The sequence below is a fragment of the Streptomyces sp. NPDC127098 genome (genome assembly GCF_042722465.1).
Lineage (GTDB): Bacteria > Actinomycetota > Actinomycetes > Streptomycetales > Streptomycetaceae > Streptomyces > Streptomyces millisiae.
This window is the reverse complement of record NZ_JBHXFJ010000054.1, coordinates 1-25583: the sequence shown is the minus strand read 5'-3', so window position 1 is coordinate 25583 and position 25583 is coordinate 1. Positions and strand designations below refer to the sequence as shown.

General features: G+C 74.4%; 19 protein-coding genes. 7 read left to right on the top strand and 12 right to left on the bottom strand.

Translation table 11 applies throughout. The annotated features are described in order from the left end of the window. Positions 1–27: 27 nt before the first annotated feature. From ACFWI8_RS27355 to ACFWI8_RS27335, 5 genes are read right to left on the bottom strand one after another with little or no spacing between them, the layout of a single operon-like run. Positions 28–2868: a hypothetical protein gene (locus tag ACFWI8_RS27355; protein ID WP_387096701.1), complete on the bottom strand. Its 2841-nt coding sequence runs from the start codon at positions 2866–2868 to the stop codon at positions 28–30. Next, positions 2865–3995, bottom strand: a complete 1131-nt coding sequence (locus tag ACFWI8_RS27350) for an AAA family ATPase (RefSeq protein ID WP_387096699.1) — start codon at positions 3993–3995, stop codon at positions 2865–2867. Before ACFWI8_RS27350 ends, ACFWI8_RS27355 begins: the two co-directional genes overlap by 4 nt. Before the next feature lie 35 nt (positions 3996–4030). Continuing rightward, positions 4031–5320: a VWA domain-containing protein gene (locus tag ACFWI8_RS27345; protein WP_387096696.1), complete on the bottom strand. Its 1290-nt coding sequence runs from the start codon at positions 5318–5320 to the stop codon at positions 4031–4033. After that, positions 5317–6708 carry a hypothetical protein gene (locus ACFWI8_RS27340; protein WP_387096694.1) on the bottom strand — a complete coding sequence of 464 codons (1392 nt, stop codon included), beginning with the start codon at positions 6706–6708 and terminating at the stop codon, positions 5317–5319. The genes ACFWI8_RS27345 and ACFWI8_RS27340 overlap by 4 nt, the downstream gene beginning before the upstream one ends. Continuing rightward, positions 6708–7220, bottom strand: a complete 513-nt coding sequence (locus ACFWI8_RS27335; RefSeq protein ID WP_387096764.1) for a hypothetical protein — start codon at positions 7218–7220, stop codon at positions 6708–6710. The genes ACFWI8_RS27340 and ACFWI8_RS27335 overlap by 1 nt, the downstream gene beginning before the upstream one ends. Before the next feature lie 269 nt (positions 7221–7489). On the opposite strand from ACFWI8_RS27335, the gene ACFWI8_RS27330 reads away from it, so the two are divergent. Next, entirely contained in the window at positions 7490–8527 is a 1038-nt protein-coding gene (locus ACFWI8_RS27330; protein ID WP_387096691.1) for a methyltransferase, read from the top strand. 30 nt (positions 8528–8557) lie between these two features. On the opposite strand, the gene ACFWI8_RS27325 is transcribed toward ACFWI8_RS27330, so the two are convergent. Continuing rightward, positions 8558–10504 carry an NAD-binding protein gene (locus ACFWI8_RS27325; protein ID WP_387096761.1) on the bottom strand — a complete coding sequence of 649 codons (1947 nt, stop codon included), beginning with the start codon at positions 10502–10504 and terminating at the stop codon, positions 8558–8560. Between the two features lie 257 nt (positions 10505–10761). On the opposite strand from ACFWI8_RS27325, the gene dhaK reads away from it, so the two are divergent. From dhaK to ACFWI8_RS27310, 3 genes are read left to right on the top strand one after another with little or no spacing between them, the layout of a single operon-like run. Continuing rightward, positions 10762–11754 carry a dihydroxyacetone kinase subunit DhaK gene (gene dhaK / locus ACFWI8_RS27320; protein WP_311594522.1) on the top strand — a complete coding sequence of 331 codons (993 nt, stop codon included), beginning with the start codon at positions 10762–10764 and terminating at the stop codon, positions 11752–11754. 40 nt (positions 11755–11794) lie between these two features. Next, positions 11795–12412, top strand: a complete 618-nt coding sequence (gene dhaL, locus ACFWI8_RS27315; RefSeq protein ID WP_387096689.1) for a dihydroxyacetone kinase subunit DhaL — start codon at positions 11795–11797, stop codon at positions 12410–12412. After that, on the top strand, positions 12413–12826 hold the full coding sequence (locus ACFWI8_RS27310) for a PTS-dependent dihydroxyacetone kinase phosphotransferase subunit DhaM (protein ID WP_387096687.1): 414 nt from the start codon (positions 12413–12415) through the stop codon (positions 12824–12826). A 7-nt stretch (positions 12827–12833) separates the two neighbouring features. Here ACFWI8_RS27310 and ACFWI8_RS27305 read toward each other — a convergent pair whose 3' ends face one another. Genes ACFWI8_RS27305 through ACFWI8_RS27295 form a run of 3 tightly spaced genes read right to left on the bottom strand, consistent with a single transcriptional unit; the run spans position 12834 to position 15658 of the window. Further along, positions 12834–13334 carry an NUDIX domain-containing protein gene (locus ACFWI8_RS27305; RefSeq protein WP_387096684.1) on the bottom strand — a complete coding sequence of 167 codons (501 nt, stop codon included), beginning with the start codon at positions 13332–13334 and terminating at the stop codon, positions 12834–12836. A gap of 9 nt (positions 13335–13343) precedes the next feature. Further along, positions 13344–14165, bottom strand: coding sequence for a glutamate racemase (locus ACFWI8_RS27300; protein WP_387096681.1), 822 nt, complete (start codon positions 14163–14165; stop codon positions 13344–13346). Continuing rightward, positions 14162–15658, bottom strand: coding sequence for a TerD family protein (locus ACFWI8_RS27295; RefSeq protein WP_387096677.1), 1497 nt, complete (start codon positions 15656–15658; stop codon positions 14162–14164). The genes ACFWI8_RS27300 and ACFWI8_RS27295 overlap by 4 nt, the downstream gene beginning before the upstream one ends. 238 nt (positions 15659–15896) lie before the next feature. On the opposite strand from ACFWI8_RS27295, the gene ACFWI8_RS27290 reads away from it, so the two are divergent. Beyond that, a complete protein-coding gene (locus tag ACFWI8_RS27290; RefSeq protein WP_387096674.1) occupies positions 15897–16430 on the top strand; it encodes a DUF6643 family protein in 534 nt (177 codons plus the stop codon). A 30-nt stretch (positions 16431–16460) separates the two neighbouring features. Here the strand turns inward: ACFWI8_RS27290 and ACFWI8_RS27285 are convergent, their stop codons facing one another. Further along, positions 16461–17837, bottom strand: coding sequence for a family 2B encapsulin nanocompartment shell protein (locus ACFWI8_RS27285; protein WP_387096671.1), 1377 nt, complete (start codon positions 17835–17837; stop codon positions 16461–16463). 92 nt (positions 17838–17929) lie between these two features. After that, positions 17930–19357: a family 2B encapsulin nanocompartment shell protein gene (locus ACFWI8_RS27280; RefSeq protein WP_387096670.1), complete on the bottom strand. Its 1428-nt coding sequence runs from the start codon at positions 19355–19357 to the stop codon at positions 17930–17932. A gap of 379 nt (positions 19358–19736) precedes the next feature. On the opposite strand from ACFWI8_RS27280, the gene ACFWI8_RS27275 reads away from it, so the two are divergent. After that, positions 19737–22175 (top strand): right-handed parallel beta-helix repeat-containing protein, encoded by a 2439-nt coding sequence (locus ACFWI8_RS27275; protein WP_311594513.1) that lies wholly within the window; start codon positions 19737–19739, stop codon positions 22173–22175. 6 nt (positions 22176–22181) lie between these two features. On the opposite strand, the gene ACFWI8_RS27270 is transcribed toward ACFWI8_RS27275, so the two are convergent. Next, positions 22182–24521, bottom strand: a complete 2340-nt coding sequence (locus ACFWI8_RS27270) for a hypothetical protein (protein WP_387096666.1) — start codon at positions 24519–24521, stop codon at positions 22182–22184. A gap of 126 nt (positions 24522–24647) precedes the next feature. Between ACFWI8_RS27270 and ACFWI8_RS27265 the strand changes: the two genes are divergently transcribed. Further along, positions 24648–25478: a DeoR/GlpR family DNA-binding transcription regulator gene (locus ACFWI8_RS27265; RefSeq protein ID WP_387096663.1), complete on the top strand. Its 831-nt coding sequence runs from the start codon at positions 24648–24650 to the stop codon at positions 25476–25478. The last annotated feature ends 105 nt before the right edge of the window (positions 25479–25583 follow it).

Sequence of the window (25583 nt, the reverse complement as noted above, 5' to 3'; positions counted from 1 at the left end):
ACCCGGGGTCGCTCCGGGTAAACGGCGTCAGCGCGCGCGGCCGGCGAGCAGCCGGGCCACGGCCTCGGCGGTCGCGGGGTGGCGGGCCACCAGCGGGCCGGCCGCCGGCGGACCAGCCGCGGGCCGGGGCCGCCGCCACCCGTCGTCAAGGCCGAGGAGGGCGGCCACCGCGTCGCAGCTGGCGGGCGCGCCGGCCAGCAGCTCGGCGACCGGCCCGGCGGAGACCGCCGAGGCGATCGGCGCCGGCGACCGCCGCCACTCCGCCGCCCACGGCGGCACCCAGCCGTCCAGGGCGGGCAGCGCGGCGGGAAAGGTGCGGCCTGCCTCCCGGACCAGCAGCGGCAGCAGGCCGCCACCGTCGGCGCGCAGGGTGGTGATCAGGCGGGGCAGCCAGGGCAGCAGCACCGCGTCCGGCAGGTCGGCGAAGGCACGGGACAGCACCTCCACCACGAACGGCGTCAGCGTCGGCACCGACTCAAGCGCCTGCACGAATCCGCTCACGTAGCGGGGGAAGGCCGGGATCACCAGCGGGTTCGCCAGCAGCTCGGCGCAGCGCTCGCGCAGCTCGTCCGGCGAGAGCAGCCCGAGGCGCGACTTCGCCGCCCACAGCAGCGCGACCTTCTCCGGTGCCTCGGGATGGGCCTGGCGGACGGCGAGCTCCAGCTGGGTGTGGTCGCAGCCGAGGGACAGCGCGAGGCTCTCCATGCCGAAGAGGAAGCCGAACATGGCGCCCACCTGGCGCACCCCGGCGTCGTCGTCGGCGAAGGCGGTGGGCAGCAGGGTGCAGTAGTGCGCATAGCCCGCCGTGACGAACTCCTCGCACCAACCCGGCAGTTCGGGCTGGGTGGCGTGGTAGTGGGCGAGCAGCCGGCGGATCTGGCGCACCACCCGGGGCGCGTGGTCCACGGTGCGCTCGGCGGCCAAGAGCTCGACGGCGCGCGCGCCGAGCTCGACGGCGAGCCGGCCACCACCCAGGTACAGGACGGCCTCCTCGACGCCCTCCAGCGCGGCCGCCGCGGTGGCGGTCGGCGCCCAGGCGTCGCGGCGCAGCCGCTGCTCGAGCACCTGCTCGATGGTGACGCCCTCGTAGCCGAGCTCGACGATCGCCCGCTGCTCGCGGCCGATGGCCAGGTCCCAGCTCTCCTGGATCGAGCGCTCACCGAGCCGGCGCGCCCCCATGATCGGGCGGGCCACGTCGCCCAGCAGGCGGCGCAGGATCCAGAGCAGGTCCGAGCACGGGCGCAGTTCGGGATTTGCCTCCAGGTCGAGCAGCGCCCGCTGGTTGGTGCGGGCCTGGAGGTTGAGCCCGAGGGGCGCAAGACGGTCGAGCAGGTCGCGGGCGAGCGGCGGGAGCGCGTCGTAGCCGACGGATCCGATCCGGTCACCGCCGAGCAGGATCCCGCAGAGCCCGCGCACGTCGCGGCGGCCGGGCACGGTGTCCTTCTCGACGCAGGTGACCGCCGCGTCCTCGAAGTCGTACGGGGTGGGGCGGTCACGGCCGCGCATGCCGGCCAGCAGCACCGAGGTCTCGTAGACGGCGATGGCGTCGGCCGTGCTCGCCTGGTAGCCGTTGCGCCGGGCGAGCCGGACCAGGTCCACGCACCAGCCGAGCAGTTCCTCGGCGTCGAGCCCGTCCGGCTCGGGCGGGGTGCCGAGGAACCCCGAGAGCCGGTCGGCGGGCGGCCCCGGCCGGTCCGCCGGGGCGGTGGCCCGGCCGCGCCCGCCCCGCCGACCGGACGTGGCGCCGGCCTTCGCGCCGCCGCCCAGCCGGTGGGGGGTCACGCCGTGTCGGGTGAGCGCCCGCTGCCAGGCGGCGGCCGCGACGGACACCGCCCCCTGCGCCAGGCCGAACTGCGCCTCGATGGCCGAGTGGCTGGACGGGATGAGCCCGTACCGCCACGTGGTCCCGGTGCGCGGGCCGATCTCGTACGCCGGGGCCTCGGCGGCGAGCCCGAACTGCTCGACGCGGCTGGCGGCGTGGAAGGCGCCGCAGACGTGGAGGCAGCGCGCCGGGTCGGCGCCCGAGGTCGCCAGGTGCTCGCGGATCCTGGTCCACATGTGACGCTCGCGGTCCGTCTCGCGCGCGTCCCGCTCGGGCCGCTCCGGGCGCAGCCGCCGGAAGAGACTGCCGATCATCACCATGACCTGGCGGTAGGTGTCGTAGTCGGCGCCGGCTAGCGGCCGCTCCACGTACTGCTCCCACCACTCGGTCCAGTGCCGGACCCGGCCGTGGTGCAGCAGGTGCTCCTCCAACTCGGCGAAGCGGGGCCGCAGGTCGCCGATCTCGATGCCGACCGCGTCCCCGTGCAGGGCGGCGTCGCCCGCCGGCGTGTCCGACGCCGCCCGCTCGTCGTACTCGTCCCGCCGCAGCCACTGGAAGACGTGGTCGGTCGAGCGGTCGACCAGCACGAGCTCGACGCCCGGGGTCTCCAGGGCGTAGGCGATGGCCTGGTACTCGGCGGAGGCCTCGGTGATGGGCGCGACCACGCTGAGCGGTGCCCAGCCGGGCGGGAAGCCGTCGAGTTCGGTGGCGAACGCCTGGAGCGCCACCGGGAGCCGACAGTTGCGCAGCTCGTCGAGGAGCGGCCGCAGATCCTCGCACAGCTCCAGGTAGATGACGGTGGGGCGCTTCTCCCGCAGCCGCCGTGCCATGGCGAGCGCCGAGGCCGGCGAGTGGTGGCAGACCGGGAAGATCTCCAACTCCTCGCGCAGCGCGCGGTCGACGTCGTCGACCATGCCGGCCAGGATGTCGGGCACCGCGCCCTGGTCGCCGGCGAACGCGTCGGCCGCGGCGAGCAGTTGCTCGCGCAGGGCGGCGAACGGCGGGGCGGCGTCCTGCGCCGCGCCGGGGGTGGCCTGCCCGCTCATGACAGGGTGGCGATCGCGTCGCGGCCGCCCTCGAGGAACTCCTGCCAGGGGCCGCCCTCGTCCTTCCTGGCGCGGGGCTCGACGACGCCGTGCCAGAACGTGTTGAGGATGGCGAGGTCCTCGGGGCTGCGCCTGGCCAGCGAGCCGACCAGGGAGCCGGCGAGGGTGCGGGCGCCGAGGGGGCGGTCCCCGAAGAACTGGCTGTGCAGGATGGCGTCCTCCAGGACGCCGATCTGCTCGGCGGTGGAGAGCGAGGACTCGAGCCGCTGGTCGTCGCTGGTGGCCGAGGCGGACGCGGCCCGCAGGTCGGCGAAGCTCTGCAGCAGGATGTCGAGCAGCGAGGGCGGCACGTCGAGCTCCATCCGGTGCCGGCGCAGCAGTTCGCCGGTGCGGAACCTGACGATCTCGGCCTCGCTGCGCTTGTTGGTGACCACGGGGATGCGGACGAAGTTGAACCGCCGTTTGAGCGCCGACGACAGGTCGTTGACGCCCCGGTCCCGGCTGTTGGCGGTGGCGATGACGGAGAAGCCCGGCTTGGCGAAGACCACGTTGTCCCCGCTGCCGCCGTCGAGTTCGGGGATGGACACGTACTTCTCGGAGAGGATGGAGATCAGCGCGTCCTGCACGTCGCTGGTGGCCCTGGTGAGCTCCTCGAAGCGGCCGATGACGCCCCGCTCCATGGCGGTCATGATCGGCGAGGGGATCAGCGACTCGCGGGACTGCCCCTTGGCGATCACCATCGAGACGTTCCACGAGTACTTGACGTGGTCCTCGGTGGTGCCGGCCGTGCCCTGGACGACCAGGGTCGAGTTCCGGCTGATGGCGGCGGACAGCAGCTCGGCCAGCCAGCTCTTGCCGGTGCCCGGGTCGCCGATGAGCAGCAGGCCGCGGTCGGAGGCGAGCGTGACGATGCACCGCTCGACGAAGCTCCGGTCGCCGAACCACTTCCGCGGTATCTCCCGGTCCAGGCCGTCGGCCCGCTCGGAACCGAGGACGAACAGCCGGACCATCCGAGGGCTGAGCCGCCAGGAGAACGGCTTGGGCCCCTCGTCGACGGACTCCAGCCAGTCCAGCTCCTCGGCGTACTTGACCTCGGCGGGGGCGCGCAGCATGTCGGTGTCGGTCATGGGTGCTTCTTTCGTCGGAACGTTCGCTGAAGGGGTCAGGCGAGGAAGTTCTTGAGCTCGAACACGAGCTTGCGGATGTGGCCCGAGATCACCGGCGTGCCCAGGTCCTTGAGGCGCTGCCGGAACCACGGGTTCACCCGGGCGCCGCCCGAGCTGTTGACCGAGCCGACCGGGATGACCCTGACGCCCGACCGGTGCAGGGACTCGAAGTCGGTCATCAGCGCCTGGTTGTCGTAGAAGTCCGAGATCCACACCAGCGCGGTGTCGCGCGGGTCGGCGATCTTGGGCCGGACCCTGGCCATCGCGACGGTGCCGTCCGTGCCGCCGCCGAGGGTGGTGCGCAGCAGGGTCTCGAACGGGTCGCGCACCCAGGCGGTGAGGTCGAGGGCGCGGGTGTCGTAGGCGACGAGGTGGACGTCGACCTTGGGGAGGCCGGCGAAGATCGAGGCGAGGATGGTGCAGTTGACCATCGCGTCGACCATCGACCCCGACTGGTCGACCACCACGATCAGCCGGGCCGGCGTGGTGCGCCTGGCGGTGTGCCGGTAGAACAGCCGGTCCACATAGAGCCGCTGGTCCTCCGGGCTCCAGTTGGTGAGGTTCTTCCAGATGGTGCGGTCGATGTCGAGGTTGCGGAACACCCGCTTGGGCGGCACGGACCGGTCGAGGGTGCCCGCGCTGGCCTTCTGGACCTGGGTGCGCAGGACCTCGGCGACCTGGTCGACGTAGGAGCGGATCAGCGCCTTGGCGTTGGCCAGCGCCACGCCGGAGAGGTTGTCCTTGTCGCGCAGCAGCTGCTCGATCAGCGACATGCTGGGGGTGAGCCGGCCGGCGAGCGCCGAGTCGGCGAGCACCTCGCGCAGCCGCATGCGGGAGACCAGCTCGCCCTCGATGCCGGCCAGGGTGGCGGCCAGCTCCCCGTCGCCCTCGGTGCCCAGCGCGCGCCGGCACCAGCCGGCGTCCCGCTGCCAGTCGGCGAGCTGCCCGGCCGTCACCGGCCCGCCGCCGGTGGCGAACGCGTTGAGCAGCAGCTTGGAGACCAGCGCCGCGCGCCGCGCCTGCTCGCGCGGGTCCTCGTCGGCGTTCTCCGTGGGGTCCGCGAGGTCCTGGAAGGCGGCGGCCAGCTCGGGGAAGCGCTGCACCAGGTTGTCCACCGAGACGGCCGGGTCGAGGAGCGCGGGCGGCAGCCCGAGATCGTCGACGACGGCCACGCTCGCGGACTCGAGTGCGGGCTGCTCCTCGTGGTCGAAGAGGCGGGACAGCAGGCGCCAGTAGAGGACCTGGCGGCGGTTCAGATACGGCTGTGCGCCGTTGACGTCGGTCATTTCCGCAGCAACCGCCCTGCTCGCTCGCGCAGCACGGCGACCGGGTCCCCGGCCCGCGCCTCCGCCTTGGCGATCTTGGGATCCGTGACGCCGAGCGCCCAGTCGCCGCTGTGCGCCTCGACGGGGGCGCGCCTGACCGTGGCCTGGAGCGCGAGCGGCTGGAGCAGCCAGCGGTCGCCGTCCCTGCGCAGCAGTCCGAGGCAGGCCGAGGAGGCCGCCACGAGCCGCGGCGTGAGCGGCCCGCACGCCGGCAACCGGCGCGCGTCGAGCGGGAGCGTGGTGCCGTCGAGCTCCAACGTGCCGCCGTCCGAGGTGTAGCCCTCGACCAGTACGGGCTCGGCGATCCGCACCGGATGGCGCTCCAGGGGCGGCGTCGGCGGGGACACGGCCAGGGGCAGCAACACCCGGGCGGTGGCGAACGGGTCGGTCGGCTCGCCCGCGGTCGCCCGGGCGTCGTCCCAGACCAGGTCGCCTCCTGGCAGCAGCGGGAGCTCGGAGATCTCCAGGGCCCGGCGCTCGGCGAGCGCGGCGAGCAGCGCCGGGTGCCGGTGCAGCAGCCGCCAGACGGCGGGTCCCGTGATGGTGTCGACCTTGCCCGCGCTGACCGCGGCGCGGACCAGGCGCGGCGGGCCACCGGCGGTGGGCTCCAGGACGGCGTGCGCCTGGACCTGGACGACGGTGCCGTGCTGGTGCACGTCGGCGCCGAGGATCAGCAGCCGGCCGGATACCGGCTCGGCGCCGGCGGCGGACGACTCGGTCGCCCGGGCGAGCAGCAGGGCGCGTGCCCACAGGTCGGCCCAGCGCCTGAGGGGCAGCCGCGCCACGGCGGCCACCGGGGAGGCGGCACGCAGCTCGGTGGCCAGACCGTCGAGCAGCACCGCGAGGCGACGTTGTGCGGGGTCGGCGAGCAGCGCCTCGACGGTCTGGTCCACGGCGGCGACCAGGTCGTGGCCGACGCCGCGCCAGCCGGCGATGGCCAGCTCGCGCAGCCACGAGCGGCAGCCGGCGAGCGGTCCCGCGGACGGGCCCGGCGTGCCGCCCGCCGGCTCCGGCCACTCGGCCCTGGTGCGGCCGAGCGCCGCGTCCAGCGCGGCCAGGTCGGCGTCGTGCAGGGCGCCGAACAGCGCGGTACGGGCGCCCGCCAGGGCCGCCAGGCGCTCGTCCGTCACGGATCCGGCGGCGATCTTCTCGACCGCCTCGGCGACCGCGGGGCCGAGCGGGCTGTCGGCGAGCGCGGCGGCCAGGTCGGTGAGAGCGGTGGCGTGCTCGCCGCCGAGGCGGGCCAGCCCTTCGCCGAGGGCGGCGTCGAGGCCGGCCACCAGGTCGAGGGCGGCCGCCGCTCCCGGTGTGCTCGCGGCGTGCAGCGCGGCCAACTGGGCTCCCAGCATCAGCGCACCGCCTCGACGGCCGGGAACCAGTGCAGCTCGGGGAGCGGCGCCGGGTGGTCGGGCAGCTCCAGGTAGGCCAGGTGGCGCAGGAAGCGGCTGAAGACGGCAGCCGTGGCGCCGGGCTCCCGGCCGCCGTCGAGGCTGGCGAGCAGGTCGCCCTCGGGGCCCACCTCGGCGTGCAGGTAGCGGGCGACGCGCTCGAGCCCGTACTGCAGGACCGCCTCGTCGACCAGCGCCCGCAGGTGCTTGCACGGCCGCTGGCCGAGGCCGCCGCAGGGGCGGTTGTTGTTGGTGCCGCAGCTGAAGCCGTGGGTGCGGGCGGCGATCGACGAGACATAGACCCGCGCCAGGTCGGAGCCGCTGGACACCACCCCCTGCAGCCGCCCCTCGGCCAGCTCGACGAAGGGCACCTTCGCCAGCTTGCGCGGCCGGACGGGCTCCACCACCCGGACCGTGCTGCCGCGCTCCCACGCGGCCGTCGCCACGTCCTCGACCTCGATGTCCACGACCATCGGTCTCCCGCCCGGCGCGCCCGCGCCATCGCCCATGCGTGTGAGGATCGACGCGGGTTCTCCCCCGGCGCGTCGATCTTGGGAACAGCATGGCGGGGACCACTGACAATCCCTCAGAGCACGGGGGATGACCGCTCAGCGCATCATCGGATCACCCGATTCATCGGGGAATCATCCTTTTCGTCGCCGATGATGCGTTATTGACACCGACTCGGGATTTTTCCCTAATAGGCGGAGCGGCCCCGCCACTCGACAGTCAAGGAGTCTGCGTGACGACCTCGTCCGTGATCGCCGAAGCCGCCGCCCACCCCACCCCCAGCACCACAGCCGACTTCATCGCCCAGGCCAACTCCCTCTGCGACGCCCAGGCCCTGCTCACCGCCCTCGACCTCGACCTGTTCACCACCCTGGCCGCCGGCCCGGCCGACCTGGAGTCCCTGCGCACGGCGCTCGGCCTGCACGGTCGCGGCATGGCGGACTGGCTCGACCTGCTCGTGCACACCGGCATCCTGGAGCGCGAGCAGGACCACTACCGCAACTCCCGAGTGGCCGACACCTACCTGGTGCGCGGCCGTCCCGGCTACACCGGGGACGTGCTGCGCCGCCGCATGTTCCCCGCCCTCTTCGCGCTGACCGACTCGCTGCGCACCGGCGAGCCGCACGGCACCGACGAGTTCACCGACACGGTGCACCGCCTCGACGTCGTGCGGCAGTTCGCCAACCAGATGGACTTCATCACCGACTCCCTTGCCGGGCCGCTCATCGACGCCTACGACGACTGGGGCCGCCACCGCACGGTGCTCGACGTGGGCGGCTGCCGGGGCGGCGTCCTCACCCGGGTGCTGCGCGCCCACCCACACCTGACCGGAAAGGTGTTCGACCTGCCGATGATGGCGTCGCTCTGCGCCGAGCAGGCCGCCGCCCACGGTCTGCGGGAGCGGATGTCCTTCCACGCCGGGGACTTCTTCGCCGACCCGCTGCCCGGGGCCGACGTGGTGATCACCGGCCACACCCTGGTCAACTGGCCGACCGAGCGGCGCGGCTTCCTGCTGCGCGCGCTCTTCGAGAGCGTCAACCCGGGCGGCGTCCTGCTCGTCTACGACCGGATGCTGACCGGCGCGCGGGACGAGACCCAGCGCCACAACCTGCGGGTCAGCCTCTCCATGCTGGTGATGACCCGGGGTGGCTCCGGCTACCCGCTGGACGAGCTGCGCGGGCACGCCGCGGCGGCCGGATTCGCCGCCGTGACGCACCAGCCGCTCGGCGAGTACGACACCCTGGCCGTCTGCCACCGGGCGGCCGACTAGCGGCCGGGAGCCGGCGCCGGGCGTGCGTCGTCAGCGCGCGCCCGGCGCCGGCCGGTGCCGGCCAAGCAGCTCGGCGAGTCCGCGGCGGGTGGCGGCCAGCACCACCCGGTCCTCCGGGCGCAGCACATAGCCCGGGTGCAGCTCCCACAGCAGTCCGGCGCCGTCCCCGCGACCGGCGTCCGCCGGGCGGGCCGTCAGGTCGGGGTGCCGGTCGGCCGGCGCGCTGGTGTCCAGCGCGACCACCCGCCAGGCACCGGGGCGGTTTGCCTCGGCCACCGTGCGCCCCTCGAACTCCGCGTGCCCGGCGACCTCCACGGCGGCGAACAGCAGCACCCGGCGTTCGACCGGCATGGCGCCGAGGATCTGGCGGCCCATCATCGCGCCCGCGAAGGCGGGCGCGGCCAGCGACGAGACGCTGCGGCTCCGGGTGAGGGCACCCGGGTGGGCGGCGCGCAGGGTGCGGTAGACGGCGGACGCGAAGTCGTCGTCGTAGAGCCGCAGCGCCACCCGCAGGTCGGGGCGGAGCGAGCGGGCGTAGAGCGCGGCCTCCAGGTTGGTGGTGTCGGAGCTGGTGAGCGCGAGCAGCGCACCGGCCCGCTCGATCTTGGCGGCCTCCAGCACGCCCTCCTGGGTGACGTCGCCCAGCACCACGGGCACCCGCAGCCGGCGGGCGAGCGGCACCCCGCGCGCCTCGGGGTCCTCCTCGACGCACACCACCGGGATGTCCAGCTCCTTGAGCCGGCCGAGCACCCGGGTGCCGATCTTGCCGAGGCCGAGCAGCACCACGTGTCCCGAGAGGGCACGCGACGGGCGGCGCAGCGCCGAGCTGCCCCGGAAGGCACCCAGCGCCTCCAGCGCGCCCGCCACCAGGATCGGCAGCAGCGCCAACCCGACGAGCCCCGACAGCAGTTGCAGCACCTGTCGGGGAGCCGGCTCCCCGATGGCCGGCTCGTTGATCGAGAACAGGTCGAGCACGATCAGGTATGTCGCGTGCACCGGATCGTCCGGCGTGGTGAACAGGGACGTGACGGCCAGCCCCAACACGGCCAGCACGACGCCGGCCACGGCCCAGCGCAGCCGGCGCGAGAAGATCTCCGCGAGCGGGGCGGCCGACGCCACGCGCCGCGCGGGACGCGGGCCGGCGTGCGCGACGGTCTCCAGCACCATCGTGCCGCGCCCGGTGGCGGCGGCGACCGTCTCCTCGTCGGGCAGCAGTTGCGGGGCGCGGGACCCGCTGCTGTCCGAACCCTCGGCGCCCGCGGGGTCGTTGGTCGTGGAGGACAGCAGCGCCAGCACACAGAGCCCCGGGTCGGCGAGCTGGCCCGGCCCCGGCGGCGGGCGCTCCACGGCCCGCAGCAGCAGCCCCTCCGCCTCGACGATCTTGCTGGTGCCCGCGACCGCGGTGGCGGCGAGCGCCGGGGCCGCCGTGTCGGCGTCCGAGAGGATGGTGGTGGCCGCGTCGACGGTGGCCCGGTCGGCCTCCGGCAGGGCCACCGCGGCGGCCTGGTCGAGGAGGCGCGCGAGGTGCTCGCCGAGCTTCCGGTTGTAGAGCCGGATCACCAGCCGCAGCCGGGGGTTGAGGCGGCGGGCGGCGAGCGCGACCCGGATGTTGGCCTCGTCGTCCTCGTAGACCAGGGCCAGCGCCGTGGCCTGCTCGACGCCGGCCTGGCGCAGCACCTCCTGGGTGGCCTCCGCCGCGGCCATCTCCTCGACGGGCAGCCGGATCTCGCCGCTCGAGTCGTCGATGCGCCGCGCGAAGACGCCGGTGTCGTCAGGGGCCGCCGGCCCGGGGCGGGTGACGGCGGCGGTCACCCGGCGCAGCAGGGTGGCGGCCCTGGCCCGGCCCGGCGTGGGCGAGGACGGCGCCCCTTCGGCGCCAGGAGCCGGCGGGACGACCAGGGTGACCCGCTCCCGGTAGACCTCGTGCAGCTCGGCGGCCAGCCTGGCGGCCAGCGCGTCGTCGCCGCAGACGATCATGTGCCCGGGCGCGCCGTCACGCCGGCTCTGCTGGGGAAGTGACGTCACGAGCCAAGTCTCCCCCGAGCCGGTCGGCTGCCCAACCACCCGGCCTAGAGCGAGGTTTGACGCTCCGTCCGGCGTTCGGGCGCCGCCGCCCCCGCCCGGCCCACCGACCGGCGCGCGCCGTTCGGCCGCGCAAAGCCTGCCGACATCGGGCGCTGGTCCGTACGCTGGCCCCCACGAGAGCCGTGGGCTTCAGCCAGGGAGGACACCCGGTGAGGATGCTGATCAATGGGCCCGAGCGGGTCGTCGGCGACGCGCTGCGGGGAATGGCGGCCGCACACCCCGAACTGGCGGTCGACGTCGAGCGCCGGGTGATCACGCGACGCGACGCCCCGGTGGCCGGCAAGGTCGGTCTGGTGTCGGGCGGCGGCTCGGGGCACGAGCCGCTGCACGGCGGCTTCGTCGGTCCCGGCATGCTGGACGCCGCCTGTCCCGGCGAGGTGTTCACCTCGCCCGTCCCCGACCAGATGCTGCGGGCGGTGACCGCCGTCGACGGCGGCGCGGGCGTGCTGTTCGTGGTGAAGAACTACACGGGCGACGTGCTCAACTTCGACATGGCGGCCGAGCTGGCCGAGGACGAGGGCGTCGAGGTGGCCAGGGTGCTGGTCGAGGACGACGTGGCGGTTACCGACAGCCTCTACACGGCGGGCCGACGTGGCACCGGCGGAACGCTCTTCGTGGAGAAGCTGGCGGGCGCGGCCGCCGAGGCCGGCGCCCCGCTGGACCGGGTGGCGGCCGTCGCCCGGCAGGCCGCCGAGTCCTCGCGCAGCTTCGGGGTGGCGCTCGGTGCCCCCACCACCCCGGCCAAGGGCAGCCCGACCTTCGACCTGCCGGCGGCCGAACTCGAACTCGGCATCGGCATCCACGGCGAGCCGGGGCGCGAGCGGCGGCCCGTGATGACCTCGGCCGAGATCGCGGACGTCACGGTCGACGCGCTGCTGACCGACCGACAGCCGACCGGGCCCGTGCTGGCGCTGGTCAACGGGATGGGCGCCACGCCCCTGCTGGAGCTGTACGGGTTCAACGCCGAGGTGCAGCGGGCGCTCGCCGAGCGCCGGGTGTCGGTGGCGCGTACCCTCGTCGGCAACTACGTGACCTCGCTCGACATGGCGGGCTGCTCGGTGACGCTCTGCCAGGTGGACGAGGAGCTGCTGCGACTGTGGGACGCCCCGGTGAGCACGCCGGGGCTGCGCTGGGGTCGTTGAGCCGGACACGATCGTGGAGCGAGCGGTGGGAGGAGCACGAGTGGCGCGACGGGACGCGGAGTTCATCCGGCGCTGGCTCGGCGCGGCGGCCGAGGCCATCACCCGGGACGCGGGTCGACTGACCGAGCTCGACTCGGCCATCGGCGACGCCGATCACGGCAGCAACATGCGGCGCGGCTTCACGGCGGTCGTCGCCGCGCTGACCGAGGAACCGCCGCCGCCGGACCCGGGCCACACCCTGCTCGTCGCGGGGCGGACGCTGATCTCCACGGTCGGCGGCGCGTCCGGCCCGCTGTACGGCACGCTGCTGCGCGGCGCCGGCAAGGCGCTCGGGGACGAACAGGCGGTGGAGGACGAGCGGCTCGCCGAGGCGCTGCGCGCCGGCGTGGACTCGGTGGCCCGGCTGGGCGGCGCGGCGGCCGGCGACAAGACCATGCTGGACGCGCTGCTGCCGGCGGTCGCCGTGCTGCCGGACTACGCCGCGGCCCGGCAGGCGGCCGAGGAGGGCGCGAAGGCGACCGTGCCGCTCCGGGCCCGCAAGGGGCGGGCCAGCTACCTGGGCGAGCGGAGCATGGGACACCTCGACCCGGGCGCGGCGTCCTCGGCGCTGCTGGTCGTCGCGCTGGCCGAGACCGCCGCGGCGGACGAGGAGGCCTGAATGACCGAGGAGCGGCCCCTGGTGGGCATCGTGCTCGTGTCGCACAGCGCCGAGGTGGCGGAGTCGGTGGCGCGGCTGGCGGCCGGCCTGGCCGGCGGCGGCGAGCTCGCGCCGACGGCGGCGGCCGGCGGGCGGCGCGACGGCGGCTTCGGGACGAGTTCCGAGCTGATCGCCGAGGCGGCGAGCCGGGTGGACCGGGGGGCGGGTGTGGCGGTGCTCGCGGACCTGGGCAGCGCGGTGCTGACGGTGCAGGCGATGCTGGCGGAGGGCGAGGAGCTGCCGCCCGACACCCGGCTGGTGGACGCGCCGTTCGTGGAGGGCGCGGTGGCGGCGCTGGTGACGGCCTCCGCCGGCGGCGACCTGGCGGCGGTGGCGGCGGCCGCCGGCGAGGCGTACACCTTCAGGAAGACCTGAGGGCCCCTCAGTCCTCTCCGTCCCCCGCCGGCGGCACGGGAGCCGGCTCGAACCAGGTGGGAGCCTCGGAGAGGGCCAGCTTGATCCGGGTCAGCGCGGCCTCGCGGAGCGGCGGCAGCGCGTCCGGGCTGAACCAACCGACCTCCAGGGACTCCTCGTCGTTGACCCGGGCCTCGCCGCCCACCGCGCGGCACAGCAGCGTCACGTCCATGTACTGGCAGCAGTCGCCGTTGTCGTACCGGATCGGGTCCAGGGTCTGCACCATCAGGACCCGCTCGGCCACGCTGCGCACCGCGGTCTCCTCGTGCACCTCGCGGACGGCCGCCTCGGCGGGTTGCTCGCCCGGGTCGGGGATCCCGCCGATCAGGGCCCAGCCGCCGTCGTCGGCGCGCCGGCCGAGCAGCACCCGGCCCTGGTCGTCGAGGACGACGGCGGTGACGCCGGGGAGGAAGAGCAGTTCGTGGCCGATGCGGGTGCGCAGGTCACGGATGAATCCGGGTGTCGTCATGGCACGAGCCTAGGACGCGGGCCTCAGGGACGCGGACGCCGGCGTGCCGGCCATGGCCGCGACCAGGCGCCCCTCCGGATAGGCCAGGGCCACCTCCGGCAGGGCGGCGGCGCGGGTGCTGGCGAACACCTCTAGGGTGCCGCCGGGCGCCGCGGTCGGGTGCGGGGCGAGACCGGCGCGGCGCAGCGCCTGGGCGGCCACGGCGTCCGCCGAGCCGATCAGGGTGACCTCGGCCCCGGTGACGGCGGCGACGTGCCGGCGGATCCGGTCGGCGACCAGCTCGTAGTGGGTGCAGCCGAGCACCACCGTGCGGGTCTCGGGCGGCGTCAGCGCCGCGGCGGCCCGGACGGCGGCCTCGACGGCCTCCTCGTCGGCGCGCTCCACGGCGTCGGCCAGGCCGTGGCAGGGCACCCCGACGGCCGGCAGCCCCGCGGCGTACCGGTCGAGCAGGTCACGCTGGTAGGCACTCTCGGTGGCGGCCTGGGTGGCCCAGACCGCGAGCGGCTGGCCGGCGGCCGCCGCCGGCTTGACCGCGGGCACGGTGCCGACCACCGGCACCGCCGGCTCCAGCTCGGCGCGCAGCTGGGGCAGCGCGCTCACGGTCGCGGTGTTGCAGGCGACGATCAGGGCGTCGGGCGGCGTGGTGACCGCGACCCTGGCCAGGGCCAGGGTGCGCGCCGTGATGTCGGCCGGGGTGCGCGGCCCCCAGGGCATGCCTTCCGGGTCGTTGGAGATCACCAGCGAGGCGTCGGGCCGCAGCCGCCGGACGGCGGCCGCGGCGGCGAGCAGGCCGATGCCCGAGTCGACCAGCGCGATGCGCGGGTGTCTCACTTGCGCCCCGGGGTCCACTGCATGCCGAAGCCGTAGGCGTGGTCGACGGTGCGCTGCGGGCTGACCCCCCGCTCGGGCACCAGGTAGCGGGCCTCGCGCCGGACGATCAGCTCGCCGCCCTGGTTGGTGAGCTCGGCGAGCACGCAGACCGGCGACGGGACGGTGCACTCGTCGAGCGTGAAGTCGATCGGCGCGCCGCGCTCGGGCGTGAGGGTGACGAGGGCGGAGATGCCCTGGAAGCTGGCGGCCCCGGAGTACACGGTCACGAAGAGCACCACGCGCCGCAGCTCCTGGGCGTGGTCGAGGTTGATGGTCAGGTTCTCGCCGGTGGCGACGGCGCCGGTGCGGTCGTCGCCGTCGAGGTGAATGTAGGGCGGCTGGTGCAGCGAGCCGAACGCGTTGCCCAGGGCCTGGACGACGCCCTTGCGGCCGTCGCTGAGCTCGAACAGGGCGCACAGGTCGAGGTCGAGGCCGCCGCCCATCGCCTTGCTGATCCGCTCGCGCCAGCCCACGTTCTGCTGGCCGCGCTCCTGCCAGTTGAGGTTGACCAGCATCCGGCCCGAGGTGGCGCCCTGCTTGGCCAGTGAGATGGAGGGGGCCGCCTTGGTGAGGGTGACCTTGCTCAGGTTGATGCCACCGCCGGCCGGCGCGGGCGGCGCGGGCTGGGCCTGCGGCGGGAACGGGGCGGCCGGCGGGGCCGCGGGCTGCTGCCCGCCGTAGGGCGACGGCGGCATCGGCGCGGGGGGCGCGGCGGGGGCCGGCGCGCCGTAGGGGGACGGCGGCATGGGCGCGGCCGGCGCGGCCGGCGGCTGGTTGCCGTAGGGCGAGGGCGCGCCGTACGGGGAGGACGGCATCGGGGCGGCCGGCGGGGCCGCGGGCTGCTGCCCGCCGTAGGGCGACGGCGCGGGGGCCGGCGCGGCGACCGGCGGCTGCGGCGCCGCCCGGGGCGGGACGGGCGCGGCGGCCGGCGCCGGCTCGTCGTCCACGGAGATGCCGAAGTCGGTGGCGAGGCCGGCGAGGCCGCTGTCGTAGCCCTGGCCCACGGCGCGGAACTTCCAGGCGCCCTGGCGGCGGTAGAGCTCGCCGAGCACGAAGGCGGTCTCGGTGCTCGCGTCCTGGCTGTCGAAGCGCGCGATCTCGGTGCCGTTGTCCGCGTCGAGCACCCGCACGTGCAGCCCGGGAACCTGCCCGAAGGTGCCACCGTCAGCGGAGGCGGCCACGGTGACCTTCTCGATCTCGGGCTCCACCGCGGTCAGGTCGACGGCGAGCCGGTCGATCACCGTGGCGCCCTGCGGCTGCTTGCCCTCGTGGCGGACCGCGCCCGAGGTGTGCCGGGGCTGGTTGTAGAACACGAAGTCGTCGTCCGAACGGACCCTGCCACCCGCCAGGAGCAGCGCCGACGCGTCCACGTCGGGGACTCCGGCGGAGGAGTTCCAGCCGATCTCCACACGGATCGATCGGGCGGGCACGGGCACGTTCGCACCTTTGAGCATCGTGGATTCCTCCGTAGGGTGGCCGTCGTCACGCCACCTGTTCTGCGGACACCGTCCACTATGCCATCCCGGTCCCGCTAACCCCCTGGGCGACCCCTGGACACAACATCATCTGAACGCCCATCGACGTTTTTTCCGGTATTCCTTCGGATTGAGCGCCGGAGGCCGCCCCAAGGCCATGAAAAGACCCTCTAATCGGTCTCCCCAACGACCACATGGTGGGCTTAACTTATGGAGTATGACCTCCCCGCGCCCCTACGGCGGTGGCTACTCCTCACCGTCGTTCCCTGACACTCCCATCTACGACAGGCTGGTGGCCGAGCGGGGAACCCCGCAGATCGCGCCGATCCGCGTACCCGCCGCCTACGAACCGCTCGGCTACCCGTCGGCGGCCGCCCAGCCCGCACTGCCGGCCCTGCCCGCGCTGCCGTCCGCCCCGTCGCCCACGCACGCCCAGCCGCACCCGCAGGCGGCCGGCGGCTATCCCGGGTACCAGGCGGCGCCGGCCAGGCCGCAGTTGTCGGCGCCGGCCCCGCAGGCCCCCGCCCCGTACTTCCCGCAGCAGGCCGCCGCGCCCAGGCCCTACCAGGCACCGGGCGTGCCGCAGGCGCCGGTCCCGCAGCAGATGCGGCCGGCGGCCCCGCGGCCCGCGGCGCCCCGCCAGATGCCGGGGCAGTACCAGCAGCAGGGGCAGCACCCGTACCCCAACCAGCAACAGCAGCACCAGTACCCGTCCCCGGGCTACTGGGCGGAGCCGGGGACGGGTCACTAGGCGCGCGGGGCGCGAGGAGCGCGAAGGACGCTAGATCTCGACGTCCTCCAGGATCCCGAGGGCGTCCGGCACCAGGACGGCCGCCGAGAAGTAGGCGCTGACCAGGTAGGAGATCACCGCCTGGTCGTTGATGCCCATGAACCTGACGTTGAGGCTGGGCTCGTACTCCTCGGGGATGCCGGTCTGGTGGAGCCCGACCACGCCCTGGTTCTCCTGGCCGGTGCGCAGCGCGAGGACGGAGCTGGTGCCGGCGGCGGTCACCGGGATCTTGTTGCAGGGGAGGATGGGGATGCCGCGCCACGACCTGAGCGCCGTGCCGTCGAGATCCACCTGGCCGGGGTAGACGCCGCGGGCGGTGCACTCGCGGCCGATGGCGGCGATGGTGCGGGGATGGGCGAGCAGGTACTGGGTCTTGCGCCGGCGGGAGATCAGCTCGTCCAGGTCGTCGGGGGTGGGCGGACCGCTCCTGGTGTGGATCCGCTGGCTCAGGTCGGCGTTGTGCAGCAGGCCGAACTCGCGGTTGTTGACCAGCTCGTGCTCCTGCCGCTCCCGCAACGCCTGGATCGTGAGCCGAAGTTGCTCCTCAACCTGGTTCATCGGCTCGTTGTACAGGTCGGCCACCCGGGAGTGCACCCGCAGCACGGTCTGCGCCACGCTCAACTCGTACTCGCGGGGCGACAGTTCGTAGTCCACGAACGTGCCGGGCAACACCGGCTCCCCCACGTGCCCGGACGCCAGCGCGATGTCCGCCTCGCCACGCCGGTTCGTCGGCGGCACCGGCCTGGCCGCGAAGCCGTCGAGGTGGCCGCGGAGCTCGGGGCGGCGGTCGGCGAGGGCGCGGACCTCGGCCAGGGGCAGGGCGAGTACGGTGCAGCGGGTGATGGCGCGCAGGGTGGTGGGCCAGGTGCCGGGCTCCGCGGCGAGCGCCTCGGCGCCGGCGTGGTCGCCGTCGGCGAGCACGCCGAGGCCGGCCTCGGCGTCATAGGCGCCGGGGGCGACCCGGCGGACCTTGCCGTGGGCGATCAGCAGCACCTCGGTCACCTGACCGCCGTGCTCGGCGATCACCTCGCCCGGCGCGTACTCGCGCTGAACGCAGGCGTCGGCCAGCGCGGTGAGCGCCCGAGTGTCCTCGAAGCCACGGAGCGCGGGCAGTTCGGTGAGCTCGGCGGGGATGACGCGGACCTCGGCGCCGGTGGAGACGAATTCCACCCGGCCGTTTCCCAGGGTGTGGGTCAGCCGCCGGTTGACCCGGAAGGTGCCGCCGGAAACCTGCACCCACGGCAGCACCTTCAACAGCCATCGGGAGGAGATGGCCTGCATCTGCGGCGGCGTCTTGGTCGTGGTCGCCAGATTCCGCGCCGCGGCGGTTTCCAGGCTGGTGGGCACGGAGGTGAGCGGGGAGTTCACGCGGGAGTTTTCCTTGTCTTCTCTGGTGGCCTTGGGGGCTGAATTCCGGTGCCGGAAGGGGGCCCGGCGTCGCCGCCCCCCTTCCGGACCTCTCAGTGCCCGATTTCGACGTCCTCGAGAACTCCCAGCGCGTCGGGGACCAGAACCGCCACCGAGTAGTAGGCGCTGACGAGGTAGGAGATCACGGCCTGCTCGTTGATGCCCATGAACCGGACGGACAGGCTGGGCTGGTATTCGTCCGGAATTCCGGTGCGGTGCAGCCCGACCACGCCCTGGTTCTCCTGGCCGGTGCGCAGCGCCAGCATCGAGGTGCTGCCGGTGGCGCTCACCGGGATCTTGTTGCAGGGCAGCACGGGCACGCCACGCCAGGCCGGGACCGCCTGGCCGCCGAACTGGGTGTTGGACGGGTAGATGCCGCGCGCGCTGCACTCGCGGCCGAAGGCGGCGATGGCCTTGGGGTGGGCGAGGATGACGCTGGGGTCCTTCCAGACGGTGGCCAGCAGCTCGTCCAGGTCGTCGGGGGTGGGCGGGCCGCTCCTGGTGTGGATCCGCTGCCCGAGCCCGGCGTTGTGCAGCAGGCCGAACTCGCGGTTGTTGACCAGCTCGTGCTCCTGCCGCTCCCGCAGGGCCTCCACCGTCAGCCGCAGTTGCTCCTCGACCTGGTTCATCGGCTCGTTGTACAGGTCGGCCACCCGGGAGTGGATCCGCAGCACGGTTTGCGCCACGCTCAACTCGTACTCGCGGGGCGACAGTTCGTAGTCCACGAAGGTGCCGGGCAGCACCGGCTCGCCCGCGTGCCCGGATGCCAGCGCGATGTCCGCCTCGCCGGCGGCGTTGCGCTGCGCCGGGACGGCGGCCCGCAGCCCGGCGAGGTGTTCCGCGAGCCCGGGGGCGCGCTCCGCGATCTCCTGGAAGGCGCTGCGGGAAAGGGTGAGCACGGTGCCGCTGGTGAGCGCCCGCAGCGTGTGCTCCCAGGGGCCGGCGGTCTCGTCGGTGAGGACGCGGTCGCCGAAGAAGTCCCCGTCGGCCAGCACGCCGAGGTCGGCCTCGGCGTCGTAGCGCCCGGGGCCGCGCCTGCCGAGCTTGCCGTGGGCGACGAGCACCACCCGGTCGGCCGGGTCACCGGCCTGGACGAGCACCTCGCCGGGGCCGAAGTCCCGCTGGACGCAGGCGTCGGCGAGCAGCCCGAGCACCTCGGCGTCGGAGTATCCGGCGAGCGCCGGGAGTTCGCCGAGTTCGGCCGGAATCACGCGGACCTCGGCGCCGGTGGAGACAAATTCCACCCGGCCGTTTCCCAGGGTGTGGGTCAGCCGCCGGTTGACCCGGAAGGTACCGCCGGAAACCTGCACCCACGGCAGCACCTTCAACAGCCATCGGGAGGTGATCCCCTGCATCTGCGGCGGCGTCTTGGTCGTGGTCGCCAGATTTCGGGCCGCCGCCGTGTCGAGGCTGAGCCTCGAATGCGCGGTGCCGTTTTCGGGAGCACCGCTCTCGGAGGTCGGCTCGATCGAGGTCGTCATGCGCTACACCGCCAATGTGGGGTCGTACAGAGGCCAATTGAGGGATCCCGCGAAGAAGCTAAAGGCTGCGGCCGACTGGGGCAATCACTCGAAAGTGGGGACAACTCCGGGATTTCCCAAGGCTTTTGCTGGGTATCGAGGCGGGACGTTCCTGCGTCCGCGCACCCAAGGCACTCACGGGGACACGCTGCGTGAGCACATAGGGTGAGGGGCGCGTCGGCGCACGACCGTGGTGCGCGTGGCGCGGAGGGGGCACGCGCGCATCGTGTCCGATCCGGTCATCCCATCGGTCCACGGCGCGCTAACGTGGAGCGACCAGGCACGCGTGGTAGCGCGCCCAGTTGACAGCTCAGTTGACACGTTTGGGGCACATCAGTCCATGACTAAGGGCTCGGTCCAGGTGACGCACACCGGAACAGCACGCTGGCGGCGGCGGACCGCTGTCTACAGCACCGTCACCGAAGCCCTGGCCGCGGCCGCCGACGGCGACGTTCTCGTCCTCGCGCCCGGCACCTACCGCGAGAACCTGGTGATCGAGCAGTCCGTGACGGTGCGCGGCCCCGGGGAGGACAAGGACGGGCCCGCCAGGATCGCCCCGGCAGACGGCGTCCCGCTCACCGTGCGCGGCTCGGCCACCATCCAGCACCTGCTGATCGAGGGCCAGGACACCACCGTGCCCGCGGTGCTCGTCGAGAACAGCACCCCGGAGCTCACCGGGGTCCGGATCCGCACCGCGTCGGCCGCCGGCATGGAGGTGCGCGGCGGCGCCCGGCCGACCGTGCGGCACTGCGCCGTCAGCAATCCGACGGGCACCGGGATCAGCGTCACCGACGGCGGCGGCGGTCTGTTCGAGGAGTGCGAGGTCGCCGAGTCCGGCCAGCCCGGCATCACGGTGCGCGGCCCGGCCCATCTGCGGCTCGAGCGCTGCCGGGTCCGGCAGGCCGGCGGCGCGGGTCTCTCCGTCACCGGGGACGGCTCCGCGGTGGACGCGGTGGAGTGCGACTTCACCGACATCAAGGGCACGGGGGTGCGCCTGGCCGACCGGGCCACCGCCCACCTCACCGACTGCCGGATCGGCGCCACCACGGGCGACGGCGTCACGATGGACACGGACGCCGTGCTGACCCTCGCCGACAGCGTGGTCTCGGACATCCCGGAGAACGCGCTCGACCTGCGGTCCCGCGCGGTGCTGACGCTGGTGCGCACCACCGTGCGCCGGTTCGGCCGCAACGGCGTCTCGGTCTGGGACCCGGGCAGCCACGCGGACGCCCACGACTGCGAGATCCACGAGAGCACCGGGGACTACCCGGCGGTCTGGGTGAGCGACGGCGCTACCGCGGTGCTCGAGTCCTGCCGGGTGCACCACGTGCCGGACGCGCTCTTCGTGCTGGACTCCGGGTCCCGGGTGGACGTGGTGGACAGCCAGCTCGAGGAGGTGCGCGGCTCGGCCGTCTCGGTCAGCGACGGCGCCACCGCGCGGCTCGACGCCTGCCGGGTCCAACGGGTCGGCACCGGCGCCTGGTTCCGCGACCAGGGCAGCGGCGGCACGGTCACCGGCTGCACCATCCACGAGGCGCGCACCGGGTTCATCGTCACCAAGGGAGCCGACCCGAGCGTCGAGGACTGCACGGTGAGCCGCGCGACCGAGGCCGGGGTCTACGTCTCGGCAGGCGGCCGGGGCCGGTTCACCCGCTGCCGGATCAGCGACTCGGGCGGCTACGGCTTCCACGTCATCGACGGCTGCCGCACCGAGCTCAACCGCTGCCGCACCGAGCGCTGCGCCAGGGGCGGCTACGTCTTCGCCGAGGACAGCCCGGTGCTGACCGACTGCCACAGCGACGAGTCCACCGCCCCGGGCGCCGACGTCCGGCTGAAGGCCACCGACGCCGCTCCCCCGCCCGCCGCCCGGCCGGAGCGGGTCACCGCGGCGCCGGCCGGCGCCGCGCCCAGCCAGCCGCCGCCCGCCGAGGAGCCGGCCGCGGCGGACGGCCGGCCGGCCGACGAAGTGCTGGCCGAGCTCGACACCCTGGTCGGCCTGCACACGGTCAAGCGCGAGGTGCGGGCGCTGATCGACATGATCGAGGTGGGGCGGCGCCGCCAGCAGGCCGGTCTCAAGGCCGCCTCGGTGCGCCGGCACCTGGTGTTCACCGGCTCGCCCGGCACCGGCAAGACCACGGTGGCGCGGCTCTACGGCGAGATCCTGGCCGCCCTCGGCGTGTTGGAGCGCGGGCACCTCGTGGAGGTGTCCCGGGTCGACCTGGTGGGCGAGCACATCGGCTCGACGGCGATCCGCACCCAGGAGGCGTTCGAGCGGGCGCGCGGCGGTGTCCTGTTCATCGACGAGGCGTACGCGCTCTCCCCGGAGGACGCCGGCCGGGACTTCGGGCGCGAGGCGATCGACACCCTGGTCAAGCTCATGGAGGACCACCGGGACGCGGTGGTGGTGATCGTCGCCGGCTACACCGCAGAGATGGAGCGGTTCCTGGCGGTCAACCCCGGCGTGGCCTCCCGCTTCTCGCGCACCATCACCTTCGGCGACTACTCGCCGGAGGAGCTGCTGAGCATCGTGGGGCAGCAGGCCCACGACCAGCAGTACGACCTGGGCGTCGGCACCCAGGACGCGCTGTTGAAGTACTTCACGGCGATGGACCGCGGCCCCTCGTTCGGCAACGGCAGGACGGCGCGGCAGACGTTCGAGGCGATGGTGGAGCGGCACGCCGGCCGGGTGGCGCGGCTGGCCGACCCGAGCACCGAGGAGCTGACCCTGCTCTACCCGGACGACCTGCCGCCGCTGGCGCAGGGCGGCCCCGGGCTCTGACCGCGGTCACACCGGTTCGGCCGCCCGCTGTTCCGGCAGCGGCGGCGGCGCCTGGCCGCGCAGCAGCCGGTCGAACAGGGCGGCGCGCTCCGCGGCGAACGCCGGGTCGGCGGCGTAGTCGCCGTGCCCCAGGATCGGCTCGGGCAGGGGCCTGAGCAGGTTCCGGCCGTAGTGCAACGGGTCGGCGAGCGGGCCGCGGTCCACCGGCGGCAGGTCGGCCCCGGCCACCAGCACCGGGCCGCCGATGGGGTCGGTGGCCCGCCACAGGTTCCGCCAGCAGGGCACGTCCCGGTGGAGCGCGCCCAGCGCGGCCGGGCCGAAGTAGACGGGGAACCAGCGGCCGTAGAGCCGCTCGAGCGGGGAGCCGTGGGTGAGCAGCGCGATCCGGCTGCGGGTGGCCGCGTCCAGCTGCCAGACCGCCGCGGCGGCCAGCACGCTGCCCTGCGAGTGGCCCGAGATGACCAGGCGCCCGCCGGTGGCGTCGATCCAGGTGCCCATCCGCCAGGACAGGTCGGGCACGGCACGCTCGGCGTAGCAGGGCGGGGCGAAGGGGTGGGCGGCGCGCGGCCAGAAGGTGCCGACGTCCCACAGGATGCCGATGGTGCGCCTGGCCCCGGCGTCGCGGTAGGCGCGGCGGCCGAGCGCGACCATCAGCACCACGCCCGCGCCCATCAGCCAGGAGCCCATGCTCTGGAAGGCGTCGGCGAGCGCGGAGACGACGGCCGGCGCCGAGTCCGCCGCCTCGGACGGCGGATCGCCGGTCAGCGCCCCGGCGACGCAGCCGAGGCCGAGGACCAGGCAGGAGGCGGTGACCCAGCCGACCAGGACCGGCGCCGAGTCGGTGAGCTCGGCGCGGGCGACGGCCGAGGCGATGCTGCGACTGCGGTCCTCCTGCGGCTCGCAGCCCTCGTCCGGGTAGCCGTCCCTGACGCCGGGCGCGAGCTCGCGGCGTCGGCGGACCACCCGCAGCCCGGCGGCCACCGCGAGCCCGAGCACCACGAGGAGCAGCGGGGGGATGGCGGCCGCCTCCCAGCTCAGCACCACCGGCGGGCCCGCGATGGAGCCGCCGGACGCGTCGTCGTGCGAGGAGGCGAGCCGGTCGGCGACCCACTCGGTCATGCCTCCGGTCAGCACTCCGCCGAGCCCGCAGGCCAGCAGGGCCACCGAGGCCGCGCCGAGCCCTGCGAGAGCCCCACGGTCGGCGCTCGGCGCCTGCCGGTGCAGCCGGTGGGCCGTCAACGCGAGCCCCACGACCAGCACGCCCTGCACGATCATCAGCCCGGGGAAGATGCCGGCGCCGGCCGGATGGCGTCCGCTGGTCAGCCACTCGGGCCTGCTCCACGCGGTGTGCACGACGACCACGAGCACCAGGGCCAGGGCGCTCCAGGGCAGGGCGCGGGCCAGCGGCGGCTCTGGGCTGTCGTCGCGCTCCTCCTCGGTGCGGCCGTGCCGGACCAGTTGGACCACGACGACCAGCCAGCCGACCGCCGTGAGGCCGGTCAGCACCCAGCCGGCGGCGGCCAGCGCACCGACGCCCTCCGGGCCCCGGTCGTGCGGGCCGGTGGCGGTGAGCAGCGCGGCGGCGAGGGTCAGCAGGCCGATGGCGGTGTGGCTGGCGCGCAGCCGGGCGACGATGCCGCGGCCGTACCAGAAGCCGGCGCGGCCGAGCACCGCCGGCTCGTCGCCGTCCGGGCGTGGTCGCACCGGTGGGGAGGCCGACTCGTAGGCGCTCCAGGTGCGGTGCGAGAGCCCCCACAGCAGCAGGACGAGCACCAGCGGCAGGACGGCGCCGAGCGCCAGCCGCCGGCCCGGCTGGGCCCACCAGCCCTCGCCGGCCAGCGAGTCGAGCCAGCCGGAGTCCGCGGCGCAGGCGGCGGAGCCGGCGCACTGCCAGGCGACGAGGTCGAGCGCGACGGCGCAGGCGCCGGCGGTGAACAGCACGGTGAGCGAGAGCGCCAGCAGTCGCACCTGCACGTCGAAGGCGCGCTGGGTCCGGCGGGTGCCGGCGGCGGCCGGGCGCATCCAGTGGGCCAGGTTGACGATCATGAACGGGAGGAGCAGCAGCCAGAGCGCGCGGGCCCCGTTGCCCGAGGTGAGGTTGGACCAGGAGTACGCCTCGCGCAGCGGCCGCCCGTCGTCCCAGGGCCGTTCGTCGAGGTCGTCGGTGCGGCGGTGGACGCTGGCGGTGGCGTCGCCGGTGACCCGGGTGGTGCGGTTGTCCTCGAGCATCGCCTGCGGCGTGGTGCCTCCGACACCGTGCACCAGCAGCTCGACGGCCGGCTCGGCCGGCTCCGGCGTGGCCGCGGGCGTGGATGTGGACGTGGACGTGATCTCGTCGGTGCTCATCCTGGACTTCCCCCCTGCTGTCGTGCCCTCCTCTGTCGTCTCTCCTGTCAGGGGCACGCCGAACCGTCCCCGATCGGGGGATGTTGGAGCATGCGAGGATGACTCATTCACTTGTGAGGAGACGCCGTGAGCGACAACCAGAACCTGCTGGCGGGGCAGCGCCGTGCGCTCATCCTGGACGAGGTCAGGCGGCGGGGCGGCATCCGGGTCAGCGAGTTGACGCGGATGCTTCAGGTGTCGGACATGACGGTGCGCCGCGACCTGGACGTGTTGGCGCGGCAGGGCGCGTTGGAGAAGGTGCACGGGGGCGCGGTGCCGGTGGCCGAGCGTCGGACCCACGAGCCGGGCTTCGAGGCCAAGTCCTCGCTCGAGCTGTCGGCCAAGAGCGCCATCGCCAGGGCGGCGGCCACGCTGGCGACGCCCGGCAGCGCGGTGGCGTTGTCCGGTGGCACGACCACGTTCGCGCTCGCGCACGAGCTGCTCGAGGTGCCCGACCTGACGGTGGTCACCAACTCGGTGCGGGTGGCGGACGTGTTCCATCACGCCGGGCAGCCGGGCGACGGCGGTCGGCCGGCCGGCGCGGGCGGGGCGACGGTGGTGCTGACGGGTGGGGTGCGGACGCCCTCGGACGCCCTGGTGGGCCCGGTCGCCGACGCGGCGATCGCCTCTCTCCACTTCGACGTGTTGTTCCTGGGGGTGCACGGCATCTCGGTGGAGGCCGGCCTGTCCACCCCGAACCTGGCCGAGGCGGAGACCAACCGGCACTTCATCCGCTCGGCCCGCCGGGTGGTGGTGGTCGCCGACCACACCAAGTGGGGGACGACGGGGCTGAGTTCGTTCGCGACGCTGGACGAGGTGGACACCCTGGTGACGGACGCGGGACTGCCACGCGCCGACCGTGAGGGGATCGCCGAGCACCTGGCGGAGCTGGTCATCGCCGGGGAGAGCGAGGACTGACGACCGTCGGGGCGTTGATGCTCCTATTGGTTGTCAAGCGGCTTGGAGCCAGTCGCGGTAGGAGTGGGTGAGGGCGTCGTCCCGGGTGAGTCCTCGTTCGAGTCG

What these genes read in the sequence shown, in the direction of transcription:
- ACFWI8_RS27350 (WP_387096699.1), bottom strand. Translation starts at nt 3,995, where the DNA reads ATGACCGACACCGACATGCTGCGCGCCCCCGCCGAGGTCAAGTACGCC.
- ACFWI8_RS27280 (WP_387096670.1), bottom strand. Translation starts at nt 19,357, where the DNA reads ATGACGACCTCGATCGAGCCGACCTCCGAGAGCGGTGCTCCCGAAAAC.
- ACFWI8_RS27335 (WP_387096764.1), bottom strand. Translation starts at nt 7,220, where the DNA reads ATGGTCGTGGACATCGAGGTCGAGGACGTGGCGACGGCCGCGTGGGAG.
- ACFWI8_RS27310 (WP_387096687.1), top strand. Translation starts at nt 12,413, where the DNA reads ATGACCGAGGAGCGGCCCCTGGTGGGCATCGTGCTCGTGTCGCACAGC.
- ACFWI8_RS27290 (WP_387096674.1), top strand. Translation starts at nt 15,897, where the DNA reads ATGACCTCCCCGCGCCCCTACGGCGGTGGCTACTCCTCACCGTCGTTC.
- ACFWI8_RS27325 (WP_387096761.1), bottom strand. Translation starts at nt 10,504, where the DNA reads ATGATCGTCTGCGGCGACGACGCGCTGGCCGCCAGGCTGGCCGCCGAG.
- ACFWI8_RS27340 (WP_387096694.1), bottom strand. Translation starts at nt 6,708, where the DNA reads ATGCTGGGAGCCCAGTTGGCCGCGCTGCACGCCGCGAGCACACCGGGA.
- ACFWI8_RS27345 (WP_387096696.1), bottom strand. Translation starts at nt 5,320, where the DNA reads ATGACCGACGTCAACGGCGCACAGCCGTATCTGAACCGCCGCCAGGTC.
- ACFWI8_RS27305 (WP_387096684.1), bottom strand. Translation starts at nt 13,334, where the DNA reads ATGACGACACCCGGATTCATCCGTGACCTGCGCACCCGCATCGGCCAC.
- ACFWI8_RS27355 (WP_387096701.1), bottom strand. Translation starts at nt 2,868, where the DNA reads ATGAGCGGGCAGGCCACCCCCGGCGCGGCGCAGGACGCCGCCCCGCCG.
- ACFWI8_RS27295 (WP_387096677.1), bottom strand. Translation starts at nt 15,658, where the DNA reads ATGCTCAAAGGTGCGAACGTGCCCGTGCCCGCCCGATCGATCCGTGTG.
- ACFWI8_RS27270 (WP_387096666.1), bottom strand. Translation starts at nt 24,521, where the DNA reads ATGAGCACCGACGAGATCACGTCCACGTCCACATCCACGCCCGCGGCC.
- ACFWI8_RS27275 (WP_311594513.1), top strand. Translation starts at nt 19,737, where the DNA reads ATGACTAAGGGCTCGGTCCAGGTGACGCACACCGGAACAGCACGCTGG.